The sequence below is a fragment of the Azospirillum soli genome, assembly GCF_017876165.1.
Taxonomy (GTDB): domain Bacteria; phylum Pseudomonadota; class Alphaproteobacteria; order Azospirillales; family Azospirillaceae; genus Azospirillum; species Azospirillum soli.
Genome location: NZ_JAGINQ010000001.1, coordinates 109,586 through 134,581, shown reverse-complemented (window position 1 = coordinate 134,581; position 24,996 = coordinate 109,586). Strand labels below are relative to the sequence as shown.

At 68.8% G+C, this 24,996-nt stretch carries 24 protein-coding genes, 1 tRNA gene and 1 pseudogene; 19 read left to right on the top strand and 7 right to left on the bottom strand.

The window, feature by feature from the left end; genetic code table 11:
- Nucleotides 1-11 precede the first annotated feature (11 nt).
- From J2852_RS00660 to ftsH, 15 genes and pseudogenes are all read left to right on the top strand, one after another.
- Entirely contained in the window at nt 12-833 is an 822-nt protein-coding gene (locus J2852_RS00660) for a TIGR00282 family metallophosphoesterase (RefSeq protein WP_209869423.1), read from the top strand.
- Nucleotides 834-1,054: 221 nt separating this feature from the next.
- Nucleotides 1,055-1,807 carry a YebC/PmpR family DNA-binding transcriptional regulator gene (locus J2852_RS00655; RefSeq protein ID WP_209869421.1) on the top strand — a complete coding sequence of 251 codons (753 nt, stop codon included), beginning with the start codon at nt 1,055-1,057 and terminating at the stop codon, nt 1,805-1,807.
- Between the two features lie 69 nt (nt 1,808-1,876).
- Nucleotides 1,877-2,368 (top strand): annotated as a pseudogene (gene ruvC, locus J2852_RS31355) (crossover junction endodeoxyribonuclease RuvC); the annotation flags it as partial.
- Entirely contained in the window at nt 2,351-2,899 is a 549-nt protein-coding gene (locus J2852_RS31350; RefSeq protein ID WP_246499259.1) for an endonuclease domain-containing protein, read from the top strand. The pseudogene ruvC and the gene J2852_RS31350, both read left to right, overlap by 18 nt.
- The gene (gene ruvA / locus J2852_RS00645) at nt 2,896-3,528 is read left to right on the top strand and encodes a Holliday junction branch migration protein RuvA (RefSeq protein ID WP_209869418.1); all 633 of its coding nucleotides are present in this window, start codon (nt 2,896-2,898) and stop codon (nt 3,526-3,528) included. Before J2852_RS31350 ends, ruvA begins: the two co-directional genes overlap by 4 nt.
- On the top strand, nt 3,525-4,625 hold the full coding sequence (ruvB, locus tag J2852_RS00640; protein ID WP_209869415.1) for a Holliday junction branch migration DNA helicase RuvB: 1,101 nt from the start codon (nt 3,525-3,527) through the stop codon (nt 4,623-4,625). The genes ruvA and ruvB overlap by 4 nt, the downstream gene beginning before the upstream one ends.
- A complete protein-coding gene (ybgC, locus tag J2852_RS00635) occupies nt 4,618-5,073 on the top strand; it encodes a tol-pal system-associated acyl-CoA thioesterase (protein ID WP_209869413.1) in 456 nt (151 codons plus the stop codon). Before ruvB ends, ybgC begins: the two co-directional genes overlap by 8 nt.
- Before the next feature lie 5 nt (nt 5,074-5,078).
- On the top strand, nt 5,079-5,804 hold the full coding sequence (tolQ, locus tag J2852_RS00630; RefSeq protein ID WP_209869410.1) for a protein TolQ: 726 nt from the start codon (nt 5,079-5,081) through the stop codon (nt 5,802-5,804).
- 1 nt (nt 5,805) lies between these two features.
- Nucleotides 5,806-6,303, top strand: a complete 498-nt coding sequence (tolR, locus tag J2852_RS00625) for a protein TolR (protein WP_209869407.1) — start codon at nt 5,806-5,808, stop codon at nt 6,301-6,303.
- 18 nt (nt 6,304-6,321) lie between these two features.
- Nucleotides 6,322-7,428 carry a TonB C-terminal domain-containing protein gene (locus tag J2852_RS00620; protein ID WP_209869405.1) on the top strand — a complete coding sequence of 369 codons (1,107 nt, stop codon included), beginning with the start codon at nt 6,322-6,324 and terminating at the stop codon, nt 7,426-7,428.
- 2 nt (nt 7,429-7,430) lie between these two features.
- Nucleotides 7,431-8,783 carry a Tol-Pal system beta propeller repeat protein TolB gene (gene tolB, locus J2852_RS00615; RefSeq protein WP_209869403.1) on the top strand — a complete coding sequence of 451 codons (1,353 nt, stop codon included), beginning with the start codon at nt 7,431-7,433 and terminating at the stop codon, nt 8,781-8,783.
- Nucleotides 8,784-8,931: 148 nt separating this feature from the next.
- Nucleotides 8,932-9,405, top strand: coding sequence for a peptidoglycan-associated lipoprotein Pal (gene pal, locus J2852_RS00610; protein ID WP_209869400.1), 474 nt, complete (start codon nt 8,932-8,934; stop codon nt 9,403-9,405).
- 218 nt (nt 9,406-9,623) lie between these two features.
- Nucleotides 9,624-10,538: a tol-pal system protein YbgF gene (gene ybgF / locus J2852_RS00605; protein WP_209869397.1), complete on the top strand. Its 915-nt coding sequence runs from the start codon at nt 9,624-9,626 to the stop codon at nt 10,536-10,538.
- Nucleotides 10,526-11,887, top strand: a complete 1,362-nt coding sequence (gene tilS / locus J2852_RS00600; protein WP_246499227.1) for a tRNA lysidine(34) synthetase TilS — start codon at nt 10,526-10,528, stop codon at nt 11,885-11,887. The genes ybgF and tilS overlap by 13 nt, the downstream gene beginning before the upstream one ends.
- Nucleotides 11,888-11,970: 83 nt before the next feature.
- Nucleotides 11,971-13,914 carry an ATP-dependent zinc metalloprotease FtsH gene (gene ftsH, locus J2852_RS00595; protein ID WP_209869394.1) on the top strand — a complete coding sequence of 648 codons (1,944 nt, stop codon included), beginning with the start codon at nt 11,971-11,973 and terminating at the stop codon, nt 13,912-13,914.
- A 514-nt stretch (nt 13,915-14,428) separates the two neighbouring features.
- Here the strand turns inward: ftsH and J2852_RS00590 are convergent.
- From J2852_RS00590 to J2852_RS00565, 6 genes are all read right to left on the bottom strand, one after another.
- A tRNA-Thr gene (locus tag J2852_RS00590) sits at nt 14,429-14,503 on the bottom strand.
- A 160-nt stretch (nt 14,504-14,663) separates the two neighbouring features.
- The gene (locus J2852_RS00585) at nt 14,664-16,595 is read right to left on the bottom strand and encodes a polysaccharide biosynthesis protein (RefSeq protein WP_209869392.1); all 1,932 of its coding nucleotides are present in this window, start codon (nt 16,593-16,595) and stop codon (nt 14,664-14,666) included.
- 34 nt (nt 16,596-16,629) lie between these two features.
- Entirely contained in the window at nt 16,630-17,583 is a 954-nt protein-coding gene (locus J2852_RS00580) for a UDP-glucose 4-epimerase family protein (protein ID WP_209869389.1), read from the bottom strand.
- Nucleotides 17,584-18,573 (bottom strand): MraY family glycosyltransferase, encoded by a 990-nt coding sequence (locus tag J2852_RS00575; protein ID WP_209869386.1) that lies wholly within the window; start codon nt 18,571-18,573, stop codon nt 17,584-17,586. It abuts the gene before it with no gap.
- Nucleotides 18,570-19,751, bottom strand: coding sequence for a glycosyltransferase family 4 protein (locus J2852_RS00570; protein ID WP_343206643.1), 1,182 nt, complete (start codon nt 19,749-19,751; stop codon nt 18,570-18,572). Before J2852_RS00570 ends, J2852_RS00575 begins: the two co-directional genes overlap by 4 nt.
- A gap of 10 nt (nt 19,752-19,761) precedes the next feature.
- Nucleotides 19,762-20,745, bottom strand: a complete 984-nt coding sequence (locus J2852_RS00565) for an SDR family NAD(P)-dependent oxidoreductase (protein ID WP_209869383.1) — start codon at nt 20,743-20,745, stop codon at nt 19,762-19,764.
- 159 nt (nt 20,746-20,904) lie between these two features.
- Here J2852_RS00565 and J2852_RS00560 point away from each other — a divergent pair, with 159 nt between their 5' ends.
- From J2852_RS00560 to J2852_RS00545, 4 genes are all read left to right on the top strand, one after another.
- The gene (locus tag J2852_RS00560) at nt 20,905-21,240 is read left to right on the top strand and encodes a hypothetical protein (RefSeq protein WP_209869380.1); all 336 of its coding nucleotides are present in this window, start codon (nt 20,905-20,907) and stop codon (nt 21,238-21,240) included.
- A gap of 142 nt (nt 21,241-21,382) precedes the next feature.
- Nucleotides 21,383-23,356, top strand: a complete 1,974-nt coding sequence (asnB, locus tag J2852_RS00555) for an asparagine synthase (glutamine-hydrolyzing) (RefSeq protein ID WP_209869377.1) — start codon at nt 21,383-21,385, stop codon at nt 23,354-23,356.
- Nucleotides 23,353-23,493 carry a hypothetical protein gene (locus tag J2852_RS00550; protein ID WP_209869375.1) on the top strand — a complete coding sequence of 47 codons (141 nt, stop codon included), beginning with the start codon at nt 23,353-23,355 and terminating at the stop codon, nt 23,491-23,493. The genes asnB and J2852_RS00550 overlap by 4 nt, the downstream gene beginning before the upstream one ends.
- 73 nt (nt 23,494-23,566) lie before the next feature.
- Entirely contained in the window at nt 23,567-24,487 is a 921-nt protein-coding gene (locus J2852_RS00545) for a DMT family transporter (protein ID WP_209869372.1), read from the top strand.
- On the opposite strand, the gene J2852_RS00540 is transcribed toward J2852_RS00545, so the two are convergent.
- Entirely contained in the window at nt 24,468-24,911 is a 444-nt protein-coding gene (locus tag J2852_RS00540; protein WP_211112054.1) for a GNAT family N-acetyltransferase, read from the bottom strand. The two genes, J2852_RS00545 and J2852_RS00540, sit on opposite strands and share 20 nt — an antisense overlap.
- Nucleotides 24,912-24,996: the final 85 nt, after the last annotated feature.

Here is a 24,996-nt window from a genome sequence, read left to right as displayed (position 1 = left end):
GGTTGGGAACGATGCGGCTTCTGTTTCTGGGTGATGTGGTGGGGCGGACGGGGCGTGACGCGGTGATCGCCCACATGCCGGCCCTGAAGGAGCGGCTCGACCCCGACCTGACCGTGGTGAACGGCGAGAACGCCGCCGGTGGCTTCGGCATCACCGTGAAGATCGCGACCGAGTTCTTCGAGGCCGGCGTCGACGTGGTGACGCTCGGCAACCACTCCTGGGACCAGAAGGAGCTGGTCGCCGCCATCGACCAGCAGCCGCGCATCATCCGCCCGCTGAACTACCCGGAAGGCACGCCGGGGCGCGGCTCCGTGCTGTTGCAGGCGCGCGGCGGGCGCAAGGTGCTGGTCATGAACGTGATGCTGCGCCTGTTCATGGACCCGCTGGACGACCCCTTCGCGGCGGTGGATCGGGTGCTGCGCGCCCATCGCCTGGGGCCGAACGGCGCCGACGCCATCCTGGTGGACGTGCACGGCGAGGCGACCAGCGAGAAGATGATCATGGGCCATTTCTGCGACGGCCGCGCCTCGCTGGTGGTCGGCACGCACAGCCATGTGCCGACGGCCGACCACATGATCCTGACCGGCGGTACGGCTTACCTGACCGACGCCGGCATGTGCGGCGACTACGACAGCGCCATCGGCATGAAGAAGGAAGTCGCCATGGCGAAGCTGATCCGCAAGCTTCCCACCGAGCGTTTGAGCCCCGCCGAGGGCGAGGCGACGGTCTGCGGCTGCTATGTTGAGACGGACGACCGCACGGGGCTTGCCAGCCGCATCGAGCCGTTGCGCCTCGGCGGACGCCTCAGCCAGACCATTCCGACGCGGAACTGATCGCCCTCCCGATCCCCGTTTCCGCAACGGTGGGGCGAGTGCCACGGGAAGGCCGGGGCGGTGCCCCAATCTCGCCATATTGACTTTCTAAGTGGGTGGGTGTCGTCTCCCGCGCCTGGGGCGTGCGGTGGCGCACTCGATGCGGTACATGTGTCCCACTGCTTGCTGATCTGTTTCACTAGACCTTTCATCTTTGAATCCATCTGGGGCTCGTTCGACGCATGGCCGGTCATAGCCAATTCAAGAACATCATGCACCGCAAGGGCGCGCAGGACGCCAAGCGGTCCAAGATCTTCAACAAGCTCGCCCGCGAAATCACCGTGGCGGCCAAGTCGGGCCTGCCCGACCCGGCGGCCAACCCGCGCCTGCGCGCGGCCATCACCGCCGCGCGCGGGCAGAACATGCCGCGCGACCGCATCGACCGCGCAATCAAGCAGGGCACGCCGGGCGGCGGTGACGACACCAACTACGAAGAGGTGCGGTACGAGGGCTACGGCCCCGGCGGCGTCGCGCTGATCGTCGACGCGCTGACCGACAACCGCAACCGCACCGCCGCCGAAGTGCGCTCCGCCTTCACCAAGTACGGCGGCTCGCTGGGCGAGACGAACTCGGTCAGCTTCATGTTCAGCCGCGTCGGTGCGATCTACTACCCGGCCGCCGTGGCGGACGCCGACGCCGTGTTCGAGGCTGCGCTGGAGGCCGGCGCCGACAACGTCGAATCCGACGAGAACGGCCACGAGGTCACCACCACGGTGGAGAGCTTCGCCGCCGTGCGCGACGCGCTGGAGGCCAAGTTCGGCGGCGCGGAGAGCGCCCGCCTGACCTGGAAGCCGCTGAACACCGTCGCGCCGAGCGAGGACGCCGCCGCCAGCCTGCTGAAGCTGCTGGACGTGCTGGAGGACAACGACGACGTCCAGACCGTCGAAGGCAACTTCGACATCTCCGACGAGCTGATGCAGAAGCTGACGGCCTGATTCGGCCTAGCGGAGGACACCGGGGTGCTTGGGCAGGCCGGACGGATCGGGGCGGGGCAGCAACCGCCCGTGCGCCTCTTGGGGCTCGACCCCGGCCTGCGGCACACCGGCTGGGGCGTCATCGACGTGGCCGGCAACCGCCTGACCCACGTTGCGGACGGCGCCGTGCATTCGGACGACGGCTGCCCGCTGGCCGAGCGCCTGTGCCAACTGCACGACGCTCTGACCGAAGTGCTGGAGCGCTACCGCCCCGACGAGGCGGCGGTGGAGGAGACCTTCGTGAACAACAACGCGGTTTCCACGCTGAAGCTCGGCCAGGCGCGGGCGGTGGCTCTGCTGGTCCCGGCGCAGGCCGGGCTGGCGGTCGCCGAATACGCCAACAACATGGTGAAGAAGGCGGTCGTCGGGCAGGGCCGCGCCGACAAGACGCAGGTGCAGGCGATGGTGCGCCTGCTGCTGCCCGGCTGCGCGATCACCACGCCCGACGCGGCCGATGCGCTGGCGGTCGCGATCTGCCACGCGCATCATCGCGCCAGCTGGCAGATGTGGCGGAAGGGCGGCGATCCATCCCTCTCCCGCCCTGGGAGAGGGGGGCGCGAAGCGCCGGGTGAGGGGCTTGCGTTGCCTGATCCTCCCAAGCAGGTGAAGCGCTACCCCACGCCTCAGGAGACGGAACGGGCGCGCGTACTCCGCCGCGATTCCACGGACGTGGAAAAGCTGCTGTGGCAGAAACTCCGCAACGCCCAGCTTGGCGCCAAGTTCCGCCGGCAGGAACCGATCTTCGGCTACACCGTCGATTTCGTGTCGCATGACCACCGGCTGATCGTCGAACTCGACGGCGGCCAGCACGCTGACCGTGCCGAACAGGACCAGCGACGCGCCCGCATGCTGGAACAGGCTGGGTTTCGGGTGCTCCGCTTCTGGAACAACGACGTGAACGACAACTTGGACGGTGTGCTGAGCACCATCAAGACGCGCCTTGAGGAAACCACGGTGGTGCGCCGGCCGGTCGCGGCGGCGGCACCTTCACCCGGCGCTTCGCGCCACCCTCTCCCGGGGCGGGAGAGGGAAGACGGGAAGGATACGCCATGATCGCTAAGCTCACGGGCATCGTGGATTCGGTCGGCACCGATTACGTCGTCGTGGACGTGAACGGGGTCGGCTATCAGGTCGCCTGCTCCAACCGCACGCTGTCGCGCATGGCGACGGGGGAGCGCGCCTCGCTGGTGGTCGAGACCTTCATCCGCGAGGACCGCATCACCCTCTACGGTTTCGCCGACCACGGCGAGCGCGACTGGTTCCGCCTGCTGACCACCATCCAGGGCGTCGGCTCGCGGCTCGCGCTGTCGATCCTCGGCGTGCTCGACCCGGATCAGCTGACGCGGGCCATCGCCGCGCAGGACAAGACCGCGCTGACCCGCGCCGATGGCGTCGGGCCGAAGGTCGCGGCGCGCATCGTCAACGAACTGAAGGACAAGGTGGGCAACCTCGCGCTGGGCGCTTCGGCCTCCGCCGCTCCGGCGGGGGGCAAGGCGGCTCCGGCGGGCGGCGGGCCGACCCCCGACAACACGGCCATGGCGGACGCCGTTTCGGCCCTCGTCAACCTCGGCTACGGCCGGTCGGAAGCCTTCGGCGCCGTGGTGGCGGCCGGACGCCGGATCGGCGACGGGGCGGGGGTGTCGGAGCTGATCCGCCAGGGCCTGAAGGAACTTAGCCAATGACCGCCGACCAGAACGGCCCCGATCGTCTCGTGCAGCCGGGGCAGGGCAGCGGCGATTCCGCCGAGTCCTCCATCCGCCCGTTGTCGCTCGCCGAGTTCATCGGCCAGCGGCAGGCGCGCGAGAACCTGTCGATCTTCATCCAGGCGGCGCGTTCGCGCGGCGAGGCGCTGGACCACGTCCTGCTGTTCGGCCCGCCGGGCCTGGGCAAGACGACGCTCGCCCAGATCGTGTCGCGCGAGCTTGGCGTCGGCTTCCGCGCCACCTCCGGTCCGGTCATTGCGCGGGCGGGCGACCTCGCCGCGCTGCTGACGAATCTTCAGCCGCACGACGTGCTGTTCATCGACGAGATCCATCGCCTTAATCCCGCCGTGGAAGAGGTGCTCTATCCGGCGATGGAGGATTTCCAGCTCGACCTCATCATCGGCGAGGGGCCGTCGGCGCGGTCGATCCGCATCGACCTGCCGCCCTTCACGCTGGTTGGCGCCACGACCCGCTCCGGCCTCATCACGCGGCCGCTGCGCGAGCGCTTCGGCATTCCCGTGCGGCTGCAATTCTACGAGCCGGACGAGCTGGAGCTGATCGTGCGCCGCGCCGCCGGGGTGCTGGGCATGGCGATTACGCCGGAGGGCGCGCGGGAAATCGCCAACCGCTCGCGCGGCACGCCGCGCGTGGCCGGGCGCCTGCTGCGCCGGGTGCGCGACTTCGCCTCCGTGGCCGGCATGCCGGAGGTGGACGCCCGCATCGCCGACGCCGCGCTGACCCGGCTGGAGGTGGACCGTCTGGGCCTCGACAGCATGGACCGCCGCTACCTCGGCATCATCGCCAACAACTACAACGGCGGCCCGGTGGGTGTGGAGACGCTGGGCGCCGCGCTCGGCGAGCAGCGCGACGTGCTGGAGGAGGTGGTCGAGCCCTACCTGATCCAGCAGGGCTTCCTGCAGCGCACGCCGCGCGGGCGCATGCTGACCGACCAGGGCTTCCGCTATCTGGGCCTGAACCCGCCGTCCGCTCCGACGCGCCAGTTTGATCTGCTGGACCGCATTCCCGATCCGGGCGCCGATATGGGGGGCGACATGGGGGAGGGCGACAATGCCTGAGGCGAATTTGTCTGGCTGGTTCGACGAGAACGCAGGGCATCGCTACCCGGTCCGGGTCTATTACGAGGACACGGACGCGGGCGGTCTGGTCTACCACGCCAACTACCTCCGCTTCTTCGAGCGGGCGCGCACCGAGATGCTGCGCCTGCTCGGCTTCGAACACATGATCCTGCTGGAAGAAACGGGTGTGTCATTTGCGGTACGTCGGGCCGAGATCGATTTTGTCGCTCCCGCCAAGCTCGACGATACGCTTGAAGTGGAGACACGGATAACCCATACCGGCGGAGCCTCCTTCGCAGTTGCACAAACCGCCCGCCGTGATGCCAGGGAGTTGGCGCGCGCGGATTTGCAGCTGGTGACGATCAACCGGGCCGGACGGCCGGCGCGCCTTCCGGCGCCGGTCCGAGAGGCGATCAACGATCTGTACAAAAGGCAAAAGCGAGACTGACAGCGATGGACGCTCTAAACTCCGCCCAGGCGGTCGGGGCCGCGGCAAAGGTCCACGATCTCACGATGTGGGGCCTGTTCTGGCAGGCCGACCTGATCGTCAAGGTCGTGATGCTGATGCTGTTCGTTGCCTCGGTGTGGTGCTGGGCCATCATCATCGAGAAGCTGATGCGGTTGCGCCGCCTCAACGCCCAGGCCGACGCCTTCGAGGAGAGCTTCTGGTCGGGCGGCTCGCTGGACGCGCTGTACGACCGCATTGGCCAGCGCCCCGAGGATCCGATGTCGGCGACCTTCGCCGCCGGCATGCGCGAATGGCGCCACGCCGCCGACCGCGGCATAGGCTCCATGAAGGGCTCGCTCCAGCAACGGGTCGAGCGCGTCATGTCGGTCACCATCGGCCGCGAGATGATGCGGGCCGAGCGCTACATGACCTTCCTCGCCTCGGTCGGTTCGACGGCGCCGTTCATCGGCCTGTTCGGCACGGTGTGGGGCATCATGAACTCTTTCACCTCCATCGCCGCGTCGGGCAACACCAGCCTCGCCGTCGTGGCGCCGGGCATCGCGGAGGCGCTGTTCGCGACCGCGCTGGGCCTCGTGGCCGCCATCCCGGCGGTGATCTCGTACAACAAGATCTCCACCGACCTCGGCCGCTACGCCGACCGCCTGGACACCTTCGCGGGTGAGTTCTCGGCGATCCTGTCGCGCCACCTCGAGGAGCGGGGAGCCGCCTGATATGGGAGCCCAGCTCGCAGGCAAGGGCGGCCACGGACGCGGCAAGCGCCGCAGCTACCGGGCGATGTCCGAGATCAACATGACGCCGTTCATCGACGTCATGCTGGTGCTGCTCATCGTCTTCATGGTGGCTGCACCCATGCTGACCGTCGGCGTCCCGGTCGATCTGCCGAAGACCAACGCGGCGCCGCTGGAGGCGCAGAAGGATCCGCTGTTCGTCACCGTGCAGTCGGACGGACGCGTCTTCGTGCAGGAGACGGCGGTGGAGATGACCAACATGGTCCCGCTGCTGATCGCCGTCACCAACAACAACCCCGAGGCCCGCATTCTGGTGCGTGGCGACGCGAAGATCGCCTACGGCAAGATGCTGGAGGTGATGGGCACCATGAGCGCCGCCGGCTTCAAGAAGGTCGGGCTGGTCGCCGAGATGCCCAACGCTCCGGCCGCCGCCGGGCCGCGCGTCGGGGTCGGCGGCCCCACGCCCACGCCCAAGCGCTGAGCCAAGGCCCGAGCAATCATGCGCAAACCCCTGATCGCATCGGCAACGCTGCACGTGGCGCTCATCGCGCTGTTCGTGCTCGGCATGCCGCCCAGCGATCGCAAGCTGGAAATCCCCCCGTCCATCCCGATCGAGATCGTGGACATGGGCGAGGTGAGCCAAGCCGCGCGCGTCGACAAGGGCGAGCCGAAGCCGCAGGCGCCCAAGCCGCCGGTGCCCGAGGCGAAGCCGACTCCGCCGGCCCCTCCGCCGCCGGAACCGGTGTCCGAACCGCCGCCCCCGCCGCCAAAGCCCGAGCCGAAGGTCCCGGAGCCGCCGAAGGTCGCCCAGGTGCCGCCGCCCCCGCGCGAGCCGACGCCGCCGCCCAAGCCGACTCCGCCCCCTCCGCCGCCCGATCCGACGCCGGAGCCCACTCCGAAACCGCCGGAGCCGAAGCCCGAACCCAAACCGGAGCCGCCCAAGCCGCCGGAGCCGCCGAAACCACAGCCTCCCAAGCCTGAGCCTCCAAAGCCGGAACCGCCGAAGCCTGAGCCCCCGAAACCGGAGCCGCCCAAGCAGCAGGCCAAGCCGACGCCGGAACCGCCCAAGCCGGAGCCGAAGAAGCCGCCCGAGAAGGAAGTGGCCAAGGCCGACCCGATGGCCGACCTTCTGAAGAACGTTCAGAAGCTGAAGCCCTCGGACGCGCCCAAGTCGGATTCGAAGGCTTCGGACGCCAAGCCGACCCAGCAGGCGGCCGCTCCGTCGGCGCCGGCCGGGGCCGCGAAGGCCGTCAACGGTCCGGACAAGCCCTTCAAGCCGTCGGGCAAGGCGATCGACGGCATCCGGGGCGCGGTCAGCCGCAACTGGAACTTCGATCCGGGCCGCAAGGACTCCGCCAACATGCAGGTGGAGATCATCGTGGAACTGGGCCGCGACGGCACCGTGCTGACCGCGGCGATCCACGAGAAGTACCGGTCGCGCTACATGTCGGACGCCGCGTTCCGCGCGTCGGCCGACGCGGCCGTGCGCGCGATCAAGCGGACCAGTCCGCTGCCGATCACGGAGTTCTCCGGCGACTTCACGCCGGCGAGGTACGAGGAATGGCGCTACTTCGTGTTCAATTTCGACCCGAGGGATATGTTCTGACCATGAAGAAGAAGACGAGGCTTCTGCTGAAGGTCGCCGGGTGCGCCGGCGCTCTGCTGCTCACCCTCGGTGTCGCGGCGCCCCATACGGCGCAGGCCGAGGTGCGCATCGACATCACCAAGGGTGTGGTCGAACCGCTGCCCATCGCCGTCACCAGCTTCGCCGGTGCCGGTGGGCGCGAGGCGCAGATGGGCTCCGACATCTCCAAGGTGATCGCCGCCGATCTGGAGCGTTCGGGCCTGTTCCGTCCGCTCGACCCCAAGGGCTTCCTGCAGACGCCCGACCAGTTGCGCGCGGGCGAGCCGCGCTATCAGGACTGGCGCGCCGTCGGCGCCCAGGCGTTGGTCGCCGGCAACACCACGGCGACCGGCGACGGCCGCATGAAGGTGGACTTCCGCCTGTGGGACGTGGCCGCCGGCCAGTACATGCAGGGGCTGAGCTACACCGCCACCCAGGACAGCTGGCGCCGCATTGCTCACATCATCGCCGACGCCATCTACAAGCGGCTGACCGGCGAGGAAGGCTACTTCGACACGCGCATCGTCTATGTGGCCGAATCGGGCCCCGCGAACGTGCGCAAGAAGCAGCTGGCCATCATGGACCAGGATGGTGAGAACCATCAGTTCCTGACCGATGGCCAGTCCCTGGTGCTGACCCCGCGCTTCTCGCCGACGGCGCAGGAAATCACGTACATGTCGTACTTCAACAAGAAGCCGCGCGTGTACCTGTTCAACATCGACTCCGGGCGTCAGGAAGTGCTGGGCGATTTCCCCGGCATGACCTTCGCGCCGCGCTTCTCGCCGGACGGCAACAAGGTCGTCATGTCGATGGCGCAGAACGGCAATACTGATATCTACACCCTCGACCTGCGCACCCGCCGCCAGACTCAGCTGACCGATTCGCCGGGCATCGACACCGCGCCCAGCTATTCGCCGGACGGTCAGCGGATCGTGTTCGAGTCGGACCGTGGCGGCAGCCAGCAGCTCTACATCATGGGCGCCGACGGCTCGGGCGTGAAGCGTCTGACCTTCGGCGAGGGCCGCTACGGCACGCCGGTCTGGTCGCCTCGCGGAGATTTGATCGCCTTCACGCGGCAGCGCGGCAGCAGCTTCGCGGTCGGCGTGATCCGTCCGGACGGCACCGGCGAGCGGATCCTGACCGAGTCGTTCCACGTGGAAGGCCCGACCTGGGCGCCGAACGGCCGCGTTCTGATGTTCTTCCGCGACGTGCCGAGCGGCGACGGCCGTGGCCGCAGCGCGAAGATGTATTCCATCGACGTGACTGGTGCCAACGAGCGCCGTGTCATCACGCCGGTTGACGCGTCCGATCCCGCATGGTCGCCCTTGATTCCCTAATGGACTAGCCCTATTTTGCGCGCGCAAGAGCGACGCTTAAGACGAAGGTCGGAAGTTCGCATTTCCGTCGGGGTCTGGCGGAAGTCGGCGTCGCTTCAGCTTCATAATCCGGCCATAACATCGAGTGTCGCTTAGGGGGTCATTAGACATGCGCATTAAGTATCTGAGCCTGATCGCCGCCGTTGCCCTGGTTGCCGCTTGCGAAACCGCTCCGAAGGACGCGGGCAACGCCGCTGGCACCGGCACGCAGACCAGCTCCATCCGTCCGGGCTCGCAGGAAGACCTGGTCGTCAACGTCGGCGACCGCGTCTTCTTCGGTCTGGACCGTTACGACCTGACTCCGGAGGCTCGCGCCACCCTGGACCGTCAGACCTCGTGGCTGAAGCAGTACTCGAACGTCACCGTGACGGTCGAGGGCCACGCCGACGAGCGCGGCACCCGCGAGTACAACCTCGCCCTGGGTGAGCGTCGTGCGAACTCCGTGAAGAACTACCTGGCCGCCGCCGGTGTGAACCCGCAGCGCGTCAAGGTCGTCTCCTACGGCAAGGAGAAGCCGGCCGTCCTCGGTTCGAACGAGGCCGCCTGGGCCCAGAACCGCCGTGGCGTGACCGTCGTCGACTAACGACGGCACCCATACGGGTCGCGGAAAAGCCGCTCCGGAGTGATCCGGAGCGGCTTTTTCTTTGTTCGGGTTTTGCGGTAGAGCCTCAAATCACCACCGTGCAAGGCGCGCGTTCTTCTGGTAAACAGCCGCCATAGTTTCGCCCGCTTGGCCGGTTACGCCTTTCGCGACGGCCCGTTTCCCGCGATGGTATGGCCCGCCTGTACAGGACACCACCCATGACCAAGACGTCTTCCTTTGCTGCTCTGCTGCTTGGCGGCCTTCTGTGCAGCGGTTCCGTGTACGCCCAGACCGTTTCGATGCAGGACCGGCTGGAACGGCTGGAGTCGGGGGTTGCCGCGTTGGGTGGCCGGATCGAGGTGGCGCAGGCCACTCCGCGTTCGAACAACTGGAACCAGACCGCCGAGATGGCGCCGTCGCTGGCCGCCGACTTCGAAATCCGGTTGCAGCGCCTGGAGCGCGCCATTTCGGAACTGACCGGCCGCTACGAGGAATCGACCTATCAGGTCACCCAGTTGAAGGACCGGCTGGAGCGGGTGAACAGCGACATCGACTTCCGCCTGAAGGAACTGGAGTCGAAGGGCGGTGGCGCCACCGACGCGTTCGGCGCGCCGAAGGGCGCGGCTCCGTCCGCCGCAGCGCCGGCCCCGTCGGCCAAAGCGACGGAAAAGGCCGCAGAGAAGCCGGAAACCCCGGCGGAAAAGCCGACCAAGACCGCGTCGGTCACCGCGCTGCCGGCCAACGCCAGCCCGGACAAGCAGTACGAGCACGCCTTCGAACTGCTGCGCCAGACGGAATACGAAAAGGCGGAAAAGGCATTCCAGGAGTTCCTGGCCAAGAACAAGGGCCACCAGCTGGCCGGCAACGCGCAGTATTGGCTGGGCGAGTCCTACTACGTCCGCAACAAATTCGCCGAGGCTGCTATGGCCTTCGCCGAGGGCGTGCAGAAGTACCCGAAGAACTCCAAAGCGGCGGACAATCTGCTGAAGCTCGGCATGTCCCTGCAGCAGCTGAACCAGAAGAAGGACGCCTGCACGGCCTTCAACCAGCTCATCACCAAGTTCCCCGAAGCGTCGGCCAGCGTGAAGCGCCGCGCCGATACGGAGCGCAAGCGCCTGAATTGCCCGGCCTGAGTTCGTCTTCACCCATTCCCGCCCCGATCTCCGGTGCCGAGTTCGCCGACCGCATGACGCGGCTGGGCGGCTTCGAGTCGGGGCCGCGCCTTGCTGCCGTGGCGGTGTCGGGGGGCGCCGACAGTCTGGGGCTCGCCCTGCTGGCGCACGGCTGGGCGGCCGAGCAGGGCGGATCCATCCTGGCTCTGACCGTGGATCATGGCCTGCGCCCGGAGTCGGCGGACGAGGCCGAACGGGTGGGGCACTGGCTCGCCGCGCGCGGCATTGAACACCGCATCCTGCGCTGGGAAGGGGAAAAGCCCTCCACCGGCATCCAGGCGGCGGCACGCGCCGCGCGGCACCGCCTGTTGGCAGCCTGCTGCCAAGCGGAAGGCATCCTGCATCTGGCGCTCGCCCACCACCGCGACGATCAGGCGGAAACGGTGCTGCTGCGCTTCGCGCGCGGCTCGGGCATCGACGGTCTGGCCGGCATGGCGCCGGTGCGGGCCGATGGCGGCGTTCGGCTGATCCGTCCCTTGCTCGATCTGCCGCACGCACGGCTCGTCGCGACTTGCCAAGCCTTCGGGCAGGACTGGATCGAGGATCCGTCCAATCGCAACCCGGCCTTTGCCCGCGCCCGCCTGCGCGCGGCCCAAGACGCGCTGGGCGCCGAAGGGTTGGACTCGGAACGGCTCGCCGACACCGCCCGTCGCGCCGCCCGCGCCCGCGCCGCGCTGGAAACCGCCACTGCCGGTTTGCTGGCCGAGGCGGCGGAGATCCATCCCGAGGGCTGGATTCGCCTGGATCCCACACCGCTGCTCGCCGCGCCCGAGGAACTGGGGCTGCGCGCGCTCGTCCGCTGCCTGCTCGTGGTCGGCGGCGCGCCCTATCCGCCAAAAGCGGAAGCGTCGGAGCGCCTGTTCGCCGAGGTGGCGGGCGGATTGCCCACCGGGCGCACCCTCGGCGGCTGCCGTGTGCTGTCGCGGCGCGGCGCGCTGCTGATCGCCCGCGAACCGGCCGGTGCCGACGAACGCAGGGCCATCGGTCCCGGCGAGTCGGTCTGGTGGGATCGCCGCTTCACGGTGCGGCTGGCGGCGGGGCAGGGTAACCGTCTCACCGTCGCCCGGTTGGGGGCCGAGGGGTGGCGCGCGGTGCGGGATGCGAAGCCGGCATCGGCGGCGCTCCGCCTGCCCGAACCGGCGCGCGAATCGCTGCCGGCGCTGTGGGGCGAAAGGGGGCTGGCGGCGGTGCCGAGCCTCGGCTTTCTTGCAACGGAAAGTACCCTTACGGCTGAGGCGGCGTTTACTCCGGCGGTGCCGCTGGCAGGGCCAGCTTTTCCGGTTGTTTCGGCCGGGGGCGGCATTATTTAATCTGGGAACGTGCCCGAAAGACCGGGGGGTGGGCCACGTTTCGGCGTACCAATCGGCGCTGGGTTCGCAGAAAGGCTTTTGACGTGAACAATTTCGGCAAGAATCTCGCGCTCTGGATCATCATAGGGCTCCTGCTGGTGGCCCTGTTCAATCTCTTCCAGAGCTCATCGACCCGCAGCCCGCAGACGACGGTTCCGTTCAGCGAGCTTCTCGCCGAAGTGGACCGCGGCCAGGTGGCCGACGTCACCATCAAAGGAAATCAGGTGTCCGGCCACTTCACCGATGGCCGGTCCTTCAGCACCTACGTCCCGCCCGAAGCCGGGCTGGTCGAGCGCCTGACGCACAAGAACGTGCGCATCAGCGCGGTTCCGGACGACAGCAACGTGCCGTCGCTGTTCTCGGTGCTGCTCAGCTGGTTCCCGATGCTGCTGCTGATCGGCGTGTGGATCTTCTTCATGCGTCAGATGCAGTCCGGCGGCGGTAAGGCCATGGGCTTCGGCAAGTCGCGGGCGCGCCTGCTGACCGAGAAGGTCGGCCGCGTCACCTTCGACGACGTCGCCGGCATCGACGAGGCCAAGCAGGAGCTGGCGGAAATCGTCGAGTTCCTGAAGGACCCGCAGAAGTTTCAGCGCCTGGGCGGCAAGATCCCGAAGGGCGTGCTGCTGGTCGGCCCGCCGGGTACCGGTAAGACGCTGACCGCGCGCGCCGTGGCGGGTGAGGCCAACGTACCCTTCTTCACCATCTCAGGCTCCGACTTCGTCGAGATGTTCGTCGGTGTGGGTGCGTCCCGCGTCCGCGACATGTTCGAGCAGGGCAAGAAGAACGCTCCCTGCATCATCTTCATCGACGAAATCGACGCGGTCGGCCGCCATCGCGGCGCCGGCCTGGGCGGCGGCAACGACGAGCGCGAGCAGACCCTGAACCAGCTGCTGGTCGAGATGGACGGCTTCGAGGCGAACGAGGGCGTCATCCTCATCGCCGCGACCAACCGTCCGGACGTGCTCGACCCCGCGCTGCTGCGTCCGGGCCGCTTCGACCGTCAGGTCGTGGTGCCGAACCCCGACGTGCTGGGTCGCGAGAAGATCCTGAAGGTCCACATGCGCAAGGTGCCGCTGGCGCCGGACGTGGACGCCAAGATCATCGCGCGCGGCACTCCAGGCTTCTCCGGCGCCGACCTCGCCAACCTCGTGAACGAGGCCGCCCTGCTCGCCGCCCGCATCGGCAAGCGCGTCGTCGGCATGGGCGAGTTCGAGGCCGCCAAGGACAAGGTCATGATGGGTGCGGAGCGCCGCTCCATGGTCATGACCGAGGATGAGAAGAAGCTGACCGCCTACCACGAGGCCGGCCACGCCATCGTCGCCATCCACCAGCCGGACAGCGATCCCGTCCACAAGGCCACCATCATCCCGCGCGGCCGCGCGCTGGGCATGGTGATGCGCCTGCCGGAGGGCGACCGCATCTCCCTGTCGCAAGCCAAGCTGCTGGCCGACCTGCGCGTCGCCATGGGTGGCCGCATCGCGGAAGAGCTGATCTTCGGCCGCGACCGCGTCACCACCGGTGCGTCGGGCGACATCAAGATGGCCACCGACATGTCGCGCCGCATGGTCACCGAATGGGGCATGAGCGACAAGCTGGGTCCGCTGCTGTACGGCGAGCCGACGCAGGAGGTCTTCCTTGGCCACTCCGTCACCCAGCACAAGAACATGTCCGACGCCACCGCCCGCACGGTGGACGAGGAAATCCGCCGGATCGTGGACGAAGCCTACTCCGAGGCCCGCCGCATCCTGACGGAGAACATCGACCAGCTGCACACCGTCGCCAAGGGTCTGCTGGAGTACGAGACCCTCAGCGGCGAGGACATTCAGCGCCTGCTGCGTGGCGAGCCGCTGATCCGCGACGACGACCGGGAGAGTTTCTCGGCCGCCCCGCCGAAGCAGCCGACCCCCAGCTCCGGCCGCCGCGCGTCGGTGCCGACCTCCGGCACCAAGGAGAGCGGTGGCATGGACCCCGAACCGCAGGGCACCTGACGGCCTCTGCGACGCGGACCAAGAGCGAACCAAGACGACCGGCGCCCCTCGGGGCGCCGGTTTTCTTTTGAGGGCGTGGTGCCCGTGAATCCGCCCCCTGCGCATGTCGATCGGCGGAAGGCTGCGTCCGTCCACGCGCGCTCGCACCGGGGATGAGGGACAGGGTGGGGCCGTGCGCAGCCGGGGTTGGGCTGAGGCGCGTGTGGGGGAATGGTGGCTCGCGGCGGTGCGCAGGCCGTTCAGGCGGCGTCCAAAGAGGCTCGGCGCGGGTCACACGCCTGCGCCGCGCTGGACGCTCTGGTGGTGCTGGAGAGCGCCCTGTGTAGCGCCCTGCTGCGTTGGCGCACCGGTGCCGTCATCGCACGGCATTCGCTGCGCGGGCGCCGGCGTTCGCCTTTCTGAAGCTCCCGGCTGCAAGAGCAGCCAAGCCCTCGCAAAGGCAAACACCGCTCCGCGCGCAGTCAACGGGCGCCGCAGAGACGGTCAGTTTGAAAGAGACGGGGGAGAAGGGGGATGGTGCTGCCAGAGAGGATTGAACTCTCGACCTCTCCCTTACCAAGGGAGTGCTCTACCACTGAGCTACGGCAGCGCCGGGACCGGGCGATCAACTGTGTCGCTTCGGCCGTTCAACGTTGGCCGCCGTGGCGGCCCGTCGAAGTGGCGCGGGTTATACGACAGGCTTTCGGCCGATGCAAGCGGGGAAGCACGCCTTTCGACGATAAAAATGCATTCCGCCGCACAGCGTCCGCTCAACCCTGCGTGCCGACCTGCGGCAGCACCTCTTCGGCCCGGAAATCGGGGACGATGTTGGACAGGATCGTCATCACGCGGTCCGCATCGCCGGCCCGCGCCGCCGCTTCCATCTCGCCCAGCGCCCGGTTGATGAGCGCGTAGTCAATGACGCGCGGTGAGGCCAGGAAGACGCCGTCCGCCTCGGTGCGCGACGGCGCCTCGGCGCTGGTCAGGATTTCCTCGAACAGCTTCTCGCCGGGGCGCAGGCCGGAAAACTCGATCTTGATGTCCTCGCCGGGGCGGTAGCCGGCCAGCCGGATCATCTGGCGGGCGAGATCCAGGATCTTCACCGGCTCGCCCATGTCCAGCACCAGCACCTTGCCGCGCTCCTCCGCCCGCGCCACGCCGTGGGCCGAGGCTTGCAGCACCAGCTCCACCGCCTCGCGCACGGTCATGAAATAGCGGCGCATGTCCGGGTGCGTGACGGTCAGCGGCCCACCCTTGGCGAGCTGGCGCGTGAACAGAGGCACCACGGAGCCCGAGGAGCCCAGCACGTTGCCGAAGCGCACGGTCATGTAGCGCGTTGCCGTCTCCGTCCCATCGCGCGGCGGCAGCACGTCCAGCGCCTGGCAATAGCACTCGGCGAAACGCTTGGTGGCGCCCATGACGCTGGTCGGGCGGATCGCCTTGTCGGTGGAGATCAGCACCATCGCCTGACAACCGCCGGCCCGCGCCGCGTCGGCCACGTTGCGCGTGCCGATGATGTTGGTCAGGGCGCCCTCGGTCGGGTTGGCCTCCACCAGCGGCACGTGCTTCAGCGCGGCGGCGTGGAACACCATGGCCGGGCGCTTGTCTTGGAACAGGCGGAAGATGCGGTCGCGGTCGCGCACGTCGGCGATCACGGCGTGGAGGTCGAGCGCGGGGAAACGCTCCCGGATCTCCATCTCGATGCTGTAGAGGTTGAACTCGCCCGCATCGACCAGAACCAGCGTTTCCGGGCCGAGCGCGGCGATCTGGCGCACCAGCTCGCTGCCGATGGTGCCGCCGGCTCCGGTCACCACCACGCGGCGGCCGGTGACGAGGCTGGCGATGGCGCCCCGGTCCAGCACCGCCTGGGGACGGCCCAGCAGATCCTCCAGCGCGATCGGGCGCACCTCGATCTTGCCTTCGCCCAGCGCCGACTTGAACTCCGTCAGGCTCGGCAGGCGCGACAGGACGAGGCCCAGGGACTCGGCCTGGTCCAGAAGCTCGCGCAGAAGGGCGCCGGGGATTTCGTTCTGGCCCTTGGTGACGATCAGGCGCTGCGGGCGGTCGCCCTTGCGCTCCAGCTCCTCCACGAGGCGCGGCAGGTCGTCGGGACCGCCCAGCACGGGAACGCCCCGGACAGCGTGGCCGACGCGCCGGTCCTTCTCGTCGAGGATGCCGACGACCCGGTAGGCGGCACCGGCATTCTGGTCGAGCGAGCGGATGAACAGTTCCGCCGAATCCCCGACACCCAGCAGCAGCACCGGAATGCGCGGCGTGTCGTCGGCCATGACGTGGTGGCCCAGCCGGCGGTCCTTGAAGAGGCGGTAGGCGAAGCGCGGCCCGCCCAGCACCACCACCATCACGAACCACAGGATCACCGGCAGGGAGCGGGGCAGGGACTCCAGCCGCGTGGCCATGAACAGGACCAGCAAGAAGCAGAGCACCACCACCGACACCGCCCGCAGCAGCGTGGACAGGTCGGGGACCGACGCGTACCGCCAGATGCCCCGGTACAGGCCGGACAGGCGGAACACCACGGCGGCGATCGCCACAAGGATCGGCAGGCCGATGATCAGCGGATCGCGGAACTGGTCGAACGCCTGGGCGCCGACGCGCAAGTAAAGCGCCACCACCAGTGCGATGCCGGTCATCGCCAGATCGTGCAGGTAGACAAGGAACGCCCGCGGGGACGGGATGCGCATGCGCTTCAACCTTAAACCGAAGACTTTGGGCGGCTTAGCCGCGCGAAGCTTTGAACCATTCGGCGGTCTGGCGCAAGCCGTACGCCGGATAATAGGGCGGGCGCCAGTTCAGCGCCCGGCGAATGGCGCCGTCGTCGACCACCAGCGACCCGGCAACGCGGTCGAACATCGCTCCGCGCCGCAGCAGCCGGGCGCCCAGCGCCAGCATGGACGGCGGCACCGGCAGCAGGCGCGCCGGCTTGCCCAGCGCGTCGGCGATGGCGCGCACCAGCTCCGCCGTGGACATCGGGCGGCCGTCATGGACCAGGAAACGCCCGCCGGCCGCCTGCGGGTGGGTCAGGCATTCGCGGATGGCGTCCGCCAGATTGCCGACGTAGATCAGGCTGCGCCGGTTCTCCAGCGCCCCCAGCGGCAGCGGAATGCCCCGGTCCACCGCCTTCAGCAGAGTGCGGAAATTGCCACCGACGCCGGGGCCGTAGACCAACGGCGGGCGGATCACCACCACCTCCAGCCCCGTGCGGGTGGAGATTTCGGCCAGCGCCCGCTCGGCCTCCAGCTTCGAAATGCCGTAGGGGGAATGCGGGTCGGGTTCGGTGACCTCGCTCAGTTCCTCGTCCCGGCTCTCGTCGGCCAGGGCCTTGACGCTGCTGAGATAGATCAGGCGCTTCACCCCGGCGACCGCCGCCGCCTCGGCCAGCACGCAGGTGCCGGCGGTGTTCACCCGGCGGAAGGCGGCCAGCGGGTCCGTCACCGTATCGCGCATGACGTGGACGCGGGCGGCCAGATGCACCACCGCCTCCATGCCGTCCAGCGCGTGGCCCCAGTTCGTCGTCGGGCCGATGTCGCCGATGGCCACCACGTCTTCCACGCCCGGAACCGCCGTGTCGGGCTTGCGCACCACGGCGCGGATCGTGTGGCCGCGCTCGATCAGCAGCGGCACCACCGTCCGTCCGACAAACCCGTTGGGGCCCGTGACCAGAATTCGCATCTACGCCGTCGCCTTGACCGGCCGTGCCAGCAGGGCAAGCAGCAGCACGACCGCCGCCACACCCGCCGGCAGCACCGTCCAACCGGTCTGCACCGACACCACCGCCAGCGCCACCAGCGCGGCGTTCAGCACCAAGACCAGCCGCACGACCTGGGCGTGGTTGCGGCCCCGCTGGGTGGCCTTCTGGTAGAAATGCTCGCGGTGCGCCTGCCAGACCTTCTTGCCCTCGACCAGACGGCGCAGCAGCGTGAAGGTCGCGTCCGCCAGGAAGTAGGCGGGAACCAGCAGCGCCGCCGGCCACAGACCGGCCGCCGCCACCGCCAGCAGCAGCCAGCCGAGCGTGAAGCCCAGCGGCACGCTGCCCACGTCGCCCATGAAGAGCTTGGCCGGGTGCCAGTTCCACACCAGGAAGCCCAGCGCCGCCCCTGCCGCCGCCAACCCGTACAGGCCCAGCGCCGGGTCGAGCCCGCCGACCGCGACCACCAGCGCCAAGCCGGTGCCGACCGTCGTGGCCTCGCTGCCGGCCAGCCCGTCGATGCCGTCCATGAAGTTGAAGAGGTTGACGAACCACAGCCAACCGACGGCTGCCAGCACGCGGTCCGCCCACAGCGGCAGCAGGCCCTGGAACACCAGCCCGTCGCCCGGCAGGGCGCTCAAGCCCGCCGCCACCGCCGCGATCTGCGTCAGGAAACGCGGCGTCGGCCCCAGCCCGCGCCGGTCGTCGATCCAGGAAATCGCCATCAGCGCCGCCGCACCCGCCAGGATCGGCAAAGCCTGCGCCACGCCACCCGTCGCCACGGCGATCAGGGTCCAGGCGGGCAGCAGGGTCAGCATGACGCCCCATCCACCGCCGCGCGGCGTCGGGATCGAATGGCTGGACCGGTCGTTCGGGTGGTCCAGAATCGCCTTGTACCGCAGATAGGCCAGCACCCGCCCGGTCAGCAGGCAGGACAGCGCGAAGGTCCCCAACAGCGCGAGAAGGCTGCTCATGACGCCTCCACGACCGGGCTTGCCGCCGGCCCAACCGATCCGATCAGCGTGCGGTAAAGCTCGACGGTCTTCGCGCCGACCCGGTCGGACGCCATGTCGGATTCGACCAGACGCCGGCTTGCCGCGCCGAAGCGCCGACGCAACGCCGTGTCCCGCACCAGGGTTTCCAACGCGTCGGCCAGCGCTGCCGGATCGTCGGGCGGCACCAGCAGGGCGTTCTCGCCCGCGTGCGCCACCTCGCGGCAGCCCGGCACGTCCGTCGCCACGATAGCGCGCCCGCAGGCCGCGGCTTCCAGCAGGCTCTTGGGCAGCCCCTCGCGGCGCGAGGCGAGCACGGCGATGTGGCAGCGCTTCCACACCTCGCGCACGTCGGCGATGTGCCCCGGCAGTTCCACGCCGGGCAGGGCCGCCCAGCGGTCCAACTCCTCCTGCGTCACCGAGGTCGGGTTTTCGGGATCGGGCGTCCCGGCCAGCAGCAGCCGCACGTCCAGCCCCTTGGCGACCAGCCTTTGCTGCGCCTCGACCAGCGGCCCGACGCCCTTGTCGGCCAGCAGGCGGGCGACGCAGCCGATGGTCACCGGCGGCTCGGCCGGTTCGGGTAGCGCCTGATAATGGGTCGTGTCGATGCCGGACCCGCGAATGATCCAGGAGCGGTCGGCCGGCAGCAACCCGGCCTCCACCAGCATGCGCTGGTCGTCGGCGTTTTGCAGGATGGCGAGGCTGTTTGACCGCCGCAGCACCATGCGCAACAGCGGGCGCGCCACCGCCCCGGCGACGCGGGACTTCAGCCCACCGGTGCCGATGAAGGCGGAGCCAAGGCCGGTCAGCGCGTTGACCACCGCCGGCACCCCGGCCAGCCCGGCGGCCAGCCCGCCCAGCAGCACCGGCTTCATGGCGACGTGATGGACGATGTCCGGCGCCTCCCGCCGGTAGAGCGCGGCGATCTCGGCCACGGCGGACAGGGCGCCGGCCGGGTTGACGCTGCGCCGCTGCCAGGACAGCGGCAGCACGCGGAAGCCCTCGCCCGCGATGCGATCGCCGTGCTTGTCCACGCGCGTGGCGACAACGACGTCGAACCCGGCGTCGCGGGCCGCGCGCGCCATGGGCAGCCGATGGGACCAGAAATACCAGTCCTCGGTGACGAGATAGATCAGCTTCGGGCGGATGGGCGCAGGCACGGAACGGGCCTCAGGCAATGCCGTGATAGTCCTTATACCACGCGATGAAGCGGGGCAGGCCCACGTCGATGGGAGTCGTCGGCTCGTAACCCAGGTCGCGGCGGCTCGCCTCGATGTCGGCGGAGGTCTCCGGCACGTCGCCGGCCTGGATCGGCTCCATCTGCTTGACGGCTTCGCGGCCGAGCGCCTGCTCAATGATGCCGATGAAGCGCATCAGATCCTCGGTCCGGTTGTTGCCGAGGTTGTAGACCGCGTGCGGCGCGCCGTTCTCGTCCGCCTTGGCCGGGCGGTCCAGTGCCGCCAGCACGCCGGCCGCGATGTCCTCCACGAAGGTGAAGTCGCGCTTCATCCGGCCCTCGTTGAAGACGCGGATCGGCCGGCCCGCCATGATGGCGTCGGCGAACAGATAGGCGGCCATGTCCGGCCGGCCCCACGGGCCGTAGACGGTGAAGAAGCGCAGGCCCGTCGCCGGGAACTTGTACAGATGGCAGTAGGCGTATGTCATCATCTCCGCCGCCTTCTTGGTGGCGGCGTAGATGGACATCGGCGAATCGACCCGGTCCTCGACCGAGAAGGGCATCTTCTTGTTGGCGCCGTAGACGGAGGAGGTGGAGGCGTAGACGAAATGCTTCAGCTTCGGCATCCGCCGCGCCGCCTCCAGCATCGCCACCTGTCCGGTGACGTTGGCGTCCACGTAGGCGTACGGGTTTTCCAGGGAGTAGCGCACGCCGGCCTGCGCCGCCAGATGGACCACGCCTGTCGCCTCGGCGAAGTCGGGCGCCAGCGCCTCGATGGCCGCGCGGTCGGACACGTCCGCCTTGATGAAGCGGAAACCGGGTTTGGCGAGCAGGCGCGCCAGCCGCGCCTCCTTCAGCGCCACCGAGTAATAGTCGTTGAGGTTGTCGAGCCCCAGCACGGTCTCCCCGCGCTCCAGCAGGGCCGCCGCCACGTGCGAGCCGATGAAACCGGCGGCGCCGGTGACCACGATCGTCATGCTTGCCATCCTCAAACGACGCGTCCGCGTCCACAGCCGCCGACTTATGCCCCAGAGCGGGGCCTGACGCCAGTCCGCAAAGACTCGGCCGCTTGACAGGCGCTCCGCCCAAACGATCTACTGCCGCGTCCTTATTCCGATGCGAAGCGTGAACCCCCCATGGCGCCCAAGAAGAACCCCGCGAATCTCAACCCGCTGCAGCTGAAGACGCTGACCCTTCTTCAGGAAATCGCCCGGCTGGAAGACACGCCGGCCGAGGAGGAGGGCGCCTTCACCGTGACCTCCCTGCCGCACGCGCACGGCAACCATTTCCACCTCGGCCACGCGGTGGTCAGCGGCAAGGACGCCACCGGCCTGTCCAACGACGCCGTTTGGACCATTCTGGAGCGCAAGGGCATGCTGCGCCGCGAACCCGGCAAGGCGATCATCACCGCCCAGGGCATGGCCTACGAGACGGGCCTGCGTGACGCCATCCTGCACCATTCCGACCACTGAAGGCATCGCCCACTCCACCATCGTCATTCCCGCGAAAGCGGGAATCCAGGGCAACTCGGGAACGTCGCTGAATGGCCCTGGATCCCCGCCTTCGCGGGGATGACGGTGAAGGGGCGTTTCGGGCCTTGGAGAGAACACGCGCATGTGCGGCTTTTGCGGATTTCTGGCCGAGTCTGAATCCCGGACGCCGGTCGGGCTGGAAGCCGTCGCGCGGCGTATGGCCGACACCATCGCCCATCGCGGCCCCGACGGTGACGGCGTGTGGGCGGACGAGGCGGCGGGCATCGCGCTCGGCCACCGGCGGCTCGCCATCGTTGATCTGTCGCCGCTCGGGCGCCAGCCGATGCTCTCGGCGGACGGGCGCTGGGTGATCGCCTACAACGGCGAGATCTACAATTTCCAGGACCTCCGCGCCGAGCTGGAGGCCGCCGGCCACGGCTTCCGCGGGCACTCCGACACCGAGGTGCTGGTCGAGGCCTGCGCCGCCTGGGGTGTCGAGCGCACGGTGAAGCGCCTCGTCGGCATCTTCGCCTTCGCGCTCTGGGACCGACGCGACCGGACCCTCTACCTCGTCCGCGACCATCTCGGCGTGAAGCCGCTCTATTGGGCGCGCATGAACGGCACGCTGCTGTTCGGCTCGCAGCCCAAGGCGCTGCGCGCGCATCCGGCCTTCCGCGCGGACATTGACCGCGACGCGCTGGCCGCCTACATGCGCTTCAGCTACGTGCCGGCCCCGCACACCATCCACAAGGGCGTGTTCAAGCTGGAGCCGGGCAGCATCCTGACTGTCCGTCCCGGCCGGGACCCCGAACGCACCGTCTATTGGGACATGGGCGAGGCCGCCCGCGGAGGCATTGCCGACCGCCTGTCCCTGTCCGATGAGGACGCTACCGACGCGCTGGAAACCCTTCTGAAGGACGCCATCGGCCGGCAGATGATGGCCGACGTTCCGCTCGGCGCCTTCTTGTCCGGCGGCATCGACAGTTCCACGGTCGTCGCGCTGATGCAGGCGCAGAGCGACCGCCCGGTGCGCACCTTCACCATCGGCTTCGGCGAGGGCGACTACGACGAGGCCGCGCACGCCCGAGCCGTCGCCGCCCATCTCGGCACCGAACACACCGAGTTGCGCGTGGACGCCGCCCACGCGCTGGACGCCATCCCGCGCCTGCCCGAGTTCTACGACGAGCCCTTCGCCGACAGTTCCCAGATCCCGACGCTGCTGGTGTCGGAGATGACGCGCCGCTCCGTCACCGTGGCCCTGTCGGGCGACGGCGGGGACGAGCTGTTCGCCGGCTACAACCGTTACTTCTGGGGGCCCGCCGTGTGGCGGCGCATCGGGCGCCTGCCGGCCGGACTGCGGCGTGGCGCCGCCGGCTTGGTGCGCTCGGTGCCGCCGCAGGGCTGGGACGCGCTGTTCGGCCTCGTCCCGCAATCCCGCCGCCCGCGCCAGCCCGGCGACAAGCTGCACAAGCTGGCCGGCGTTCTGGGTGCCGCCGACGAGGACGCGCTCTACCGCCGCTTGGTCAGCCAATGGGACGAGCCCGATTCCCTGGTCCTCGGCGGCCGGGAGCCGCGCGGCCGGCTGTGGGACGACGGCGTGGCCGCCGCGATGCCGGATTTCGTCGAGCGGATGCAGTATCTGGATTCGGTCACCTATCTGCCCGACGACATCCTCGCCAAGGTGGATCGCGCCAGCATGGGCGTGTCGCTGGAAGCGCGCGTTCCGCTGCTCGACCACCGCGTCGTGGAGCATGCGTGGCGCGTGCCACTGTCCCAGAAGATTCGCGACGGCAAGGGCAAGTGGCTGCTGCGCCAAGTCCTCTACCGCCACGTCCCGCGCGAGTTGATCGAACGCCCAAAGTCTGGCTTCGCCGTGCCCATCGACTCCTGGCTGCGCGGCCCACTACGCGCGTGGGCCGAGGATTTGCTGGACGAACGCCGCCTGCGCAGCGACGGCTATTTCGACCCGGCCCCGATCCGCGCCTGCTGGGCGGAGCATCTGGCGGGCACCCGCAACAACCAGCACCGGCTGTGGAGCGTCCTGATGTTCCAGGCGTGGAAACAGCGCTGGGGCACCGCTTCCACCGCCGCACCGCTTGCCGCGAGCGCCGCATGACAGAAGACCCGAAGAAACCCGCCGTCCCCTCCAAGAAGGACGACCGCGCCGAACGCCTCGCCGCCCGCCTGCGCGAGAACCTGCGCAAGCGCAAGGAGCAGGCCCGCCAGCGGGAAAAGGACGAGCAGCCGAACTGACCGCCGGCCGATTTGCCGCATAGGGGGGCCGTTGCGATTCGCTATGCTCGCGCCGAACGGACCCGGAATCGCCATGTCGGATCGCGCCACCGCCAACGCACGCCTGATCGGCTACACCTGCATCGTCGCCTCGGCGCTGCTGTTCGGCATTGCCGGGACGGTGGCGAAGATGCTGTTCGTCACGGCGATGCCGCCCCTGGTGATGATCGCCCTGCGCGCCTTCGTGGCGGCCGGCGCCATGGCCGCGATCATGCTGATGTTGAGCAAGCCGATCCGTGTCGCCCGCGCCGACATACCGTTCCTCCTTCAACTCGGCGTGCTGCTGACGCTGGTCAACGTCACATTCTTCTACGCCATCGCGCTGACCAACGTCGCCTTGGCCTTGATGCTGGAATACACGGCCCCCCTGCTGATCGTCGCGGCGGGGGTGGTCCTCGGCACGCACCGGCTTAATCGGCCCGTGCTGCTGATCCTGGCCGGCAACATCGCCGGCTGCTTCCTGCTGGTCGGCGGTTACGACGCGGCGCTTTGGGACGCGAACACGGCGGGCGTGATCGTCGGACTGCTCTGTGCCGCGTCGTTCGCCGCCTACAACGTCTGGTGCGCGCGGGGGCACGTCCGGGGCCTGAACAGCTGGACCATGAACTTCTGGCCGTTCTTCTTGTCGGCGCTGTTCTGGCTGGTGGCGACCCCGATGATCGACTACGGGTCGGTCGAGCCGACCTGGGAGGTGATCGGCTTCACGTTTTTCGTCGGCATCTTTGGCACGGTCGCGCCCTACTGGCTCTACCTGGAAGGGCTTCGCACCATCGACCCGTTCCCCGCGACGGTGGTCGGGATGCTCGACCCCGTGTTCGCGGGGCTAACCGCCTATGCGCTGTTGGGCGAATCGTTCGACCCGCCCCAGATCGCCGGCATGCTGCTGGTCTGTGCGGTGATCGTCTACCTCAAGCGCAATGAGGCGGCGGTGCGGCCTACGCCAGCGTCTTCCTGAACCAGATCTGCGTGTGCCCCGGCGGATAGCCTTCCATTTCCGCCCACACCTCGTAACCCTGCTTCCTGTAAAAGCCCGGCGCCTGGAAGTCGTAGGTGTAGAGCCGCGACCACTTGCAGCCGCGCCGCAGGCCTTCTTCCTCCGCCGCCTTCAGCAGGCGGGAACCAAGCCCACTCCTTCGCTGGCTGTCATGGGTCCACAGATAGTCCACATACAGCCACTCCCAGTTCGTCCAGCCGGTCAGGCCGCCCAGCAGGGTGCCGTCGTCCCCTCGCGCGGTGACCATCAGTTCCCGCATGTCGTAGGGGCGGGTGAACTGCTCGTTGTAGCCGCGCAGGCCGTCATGCAGCTGCTTTACCTCCGCCGGGTCGAAACGGTCCTTCAGCGACAGGGTGACGGTCGGCGCGATGGTTTTGTCGTCCATGATATGCAGAAAGCCCCATTTCCTTCCCTTGAGCCCGCCCGCATGCTCGGCTACAACGCCTAGTCGGTTCAACCCCCTTTATACC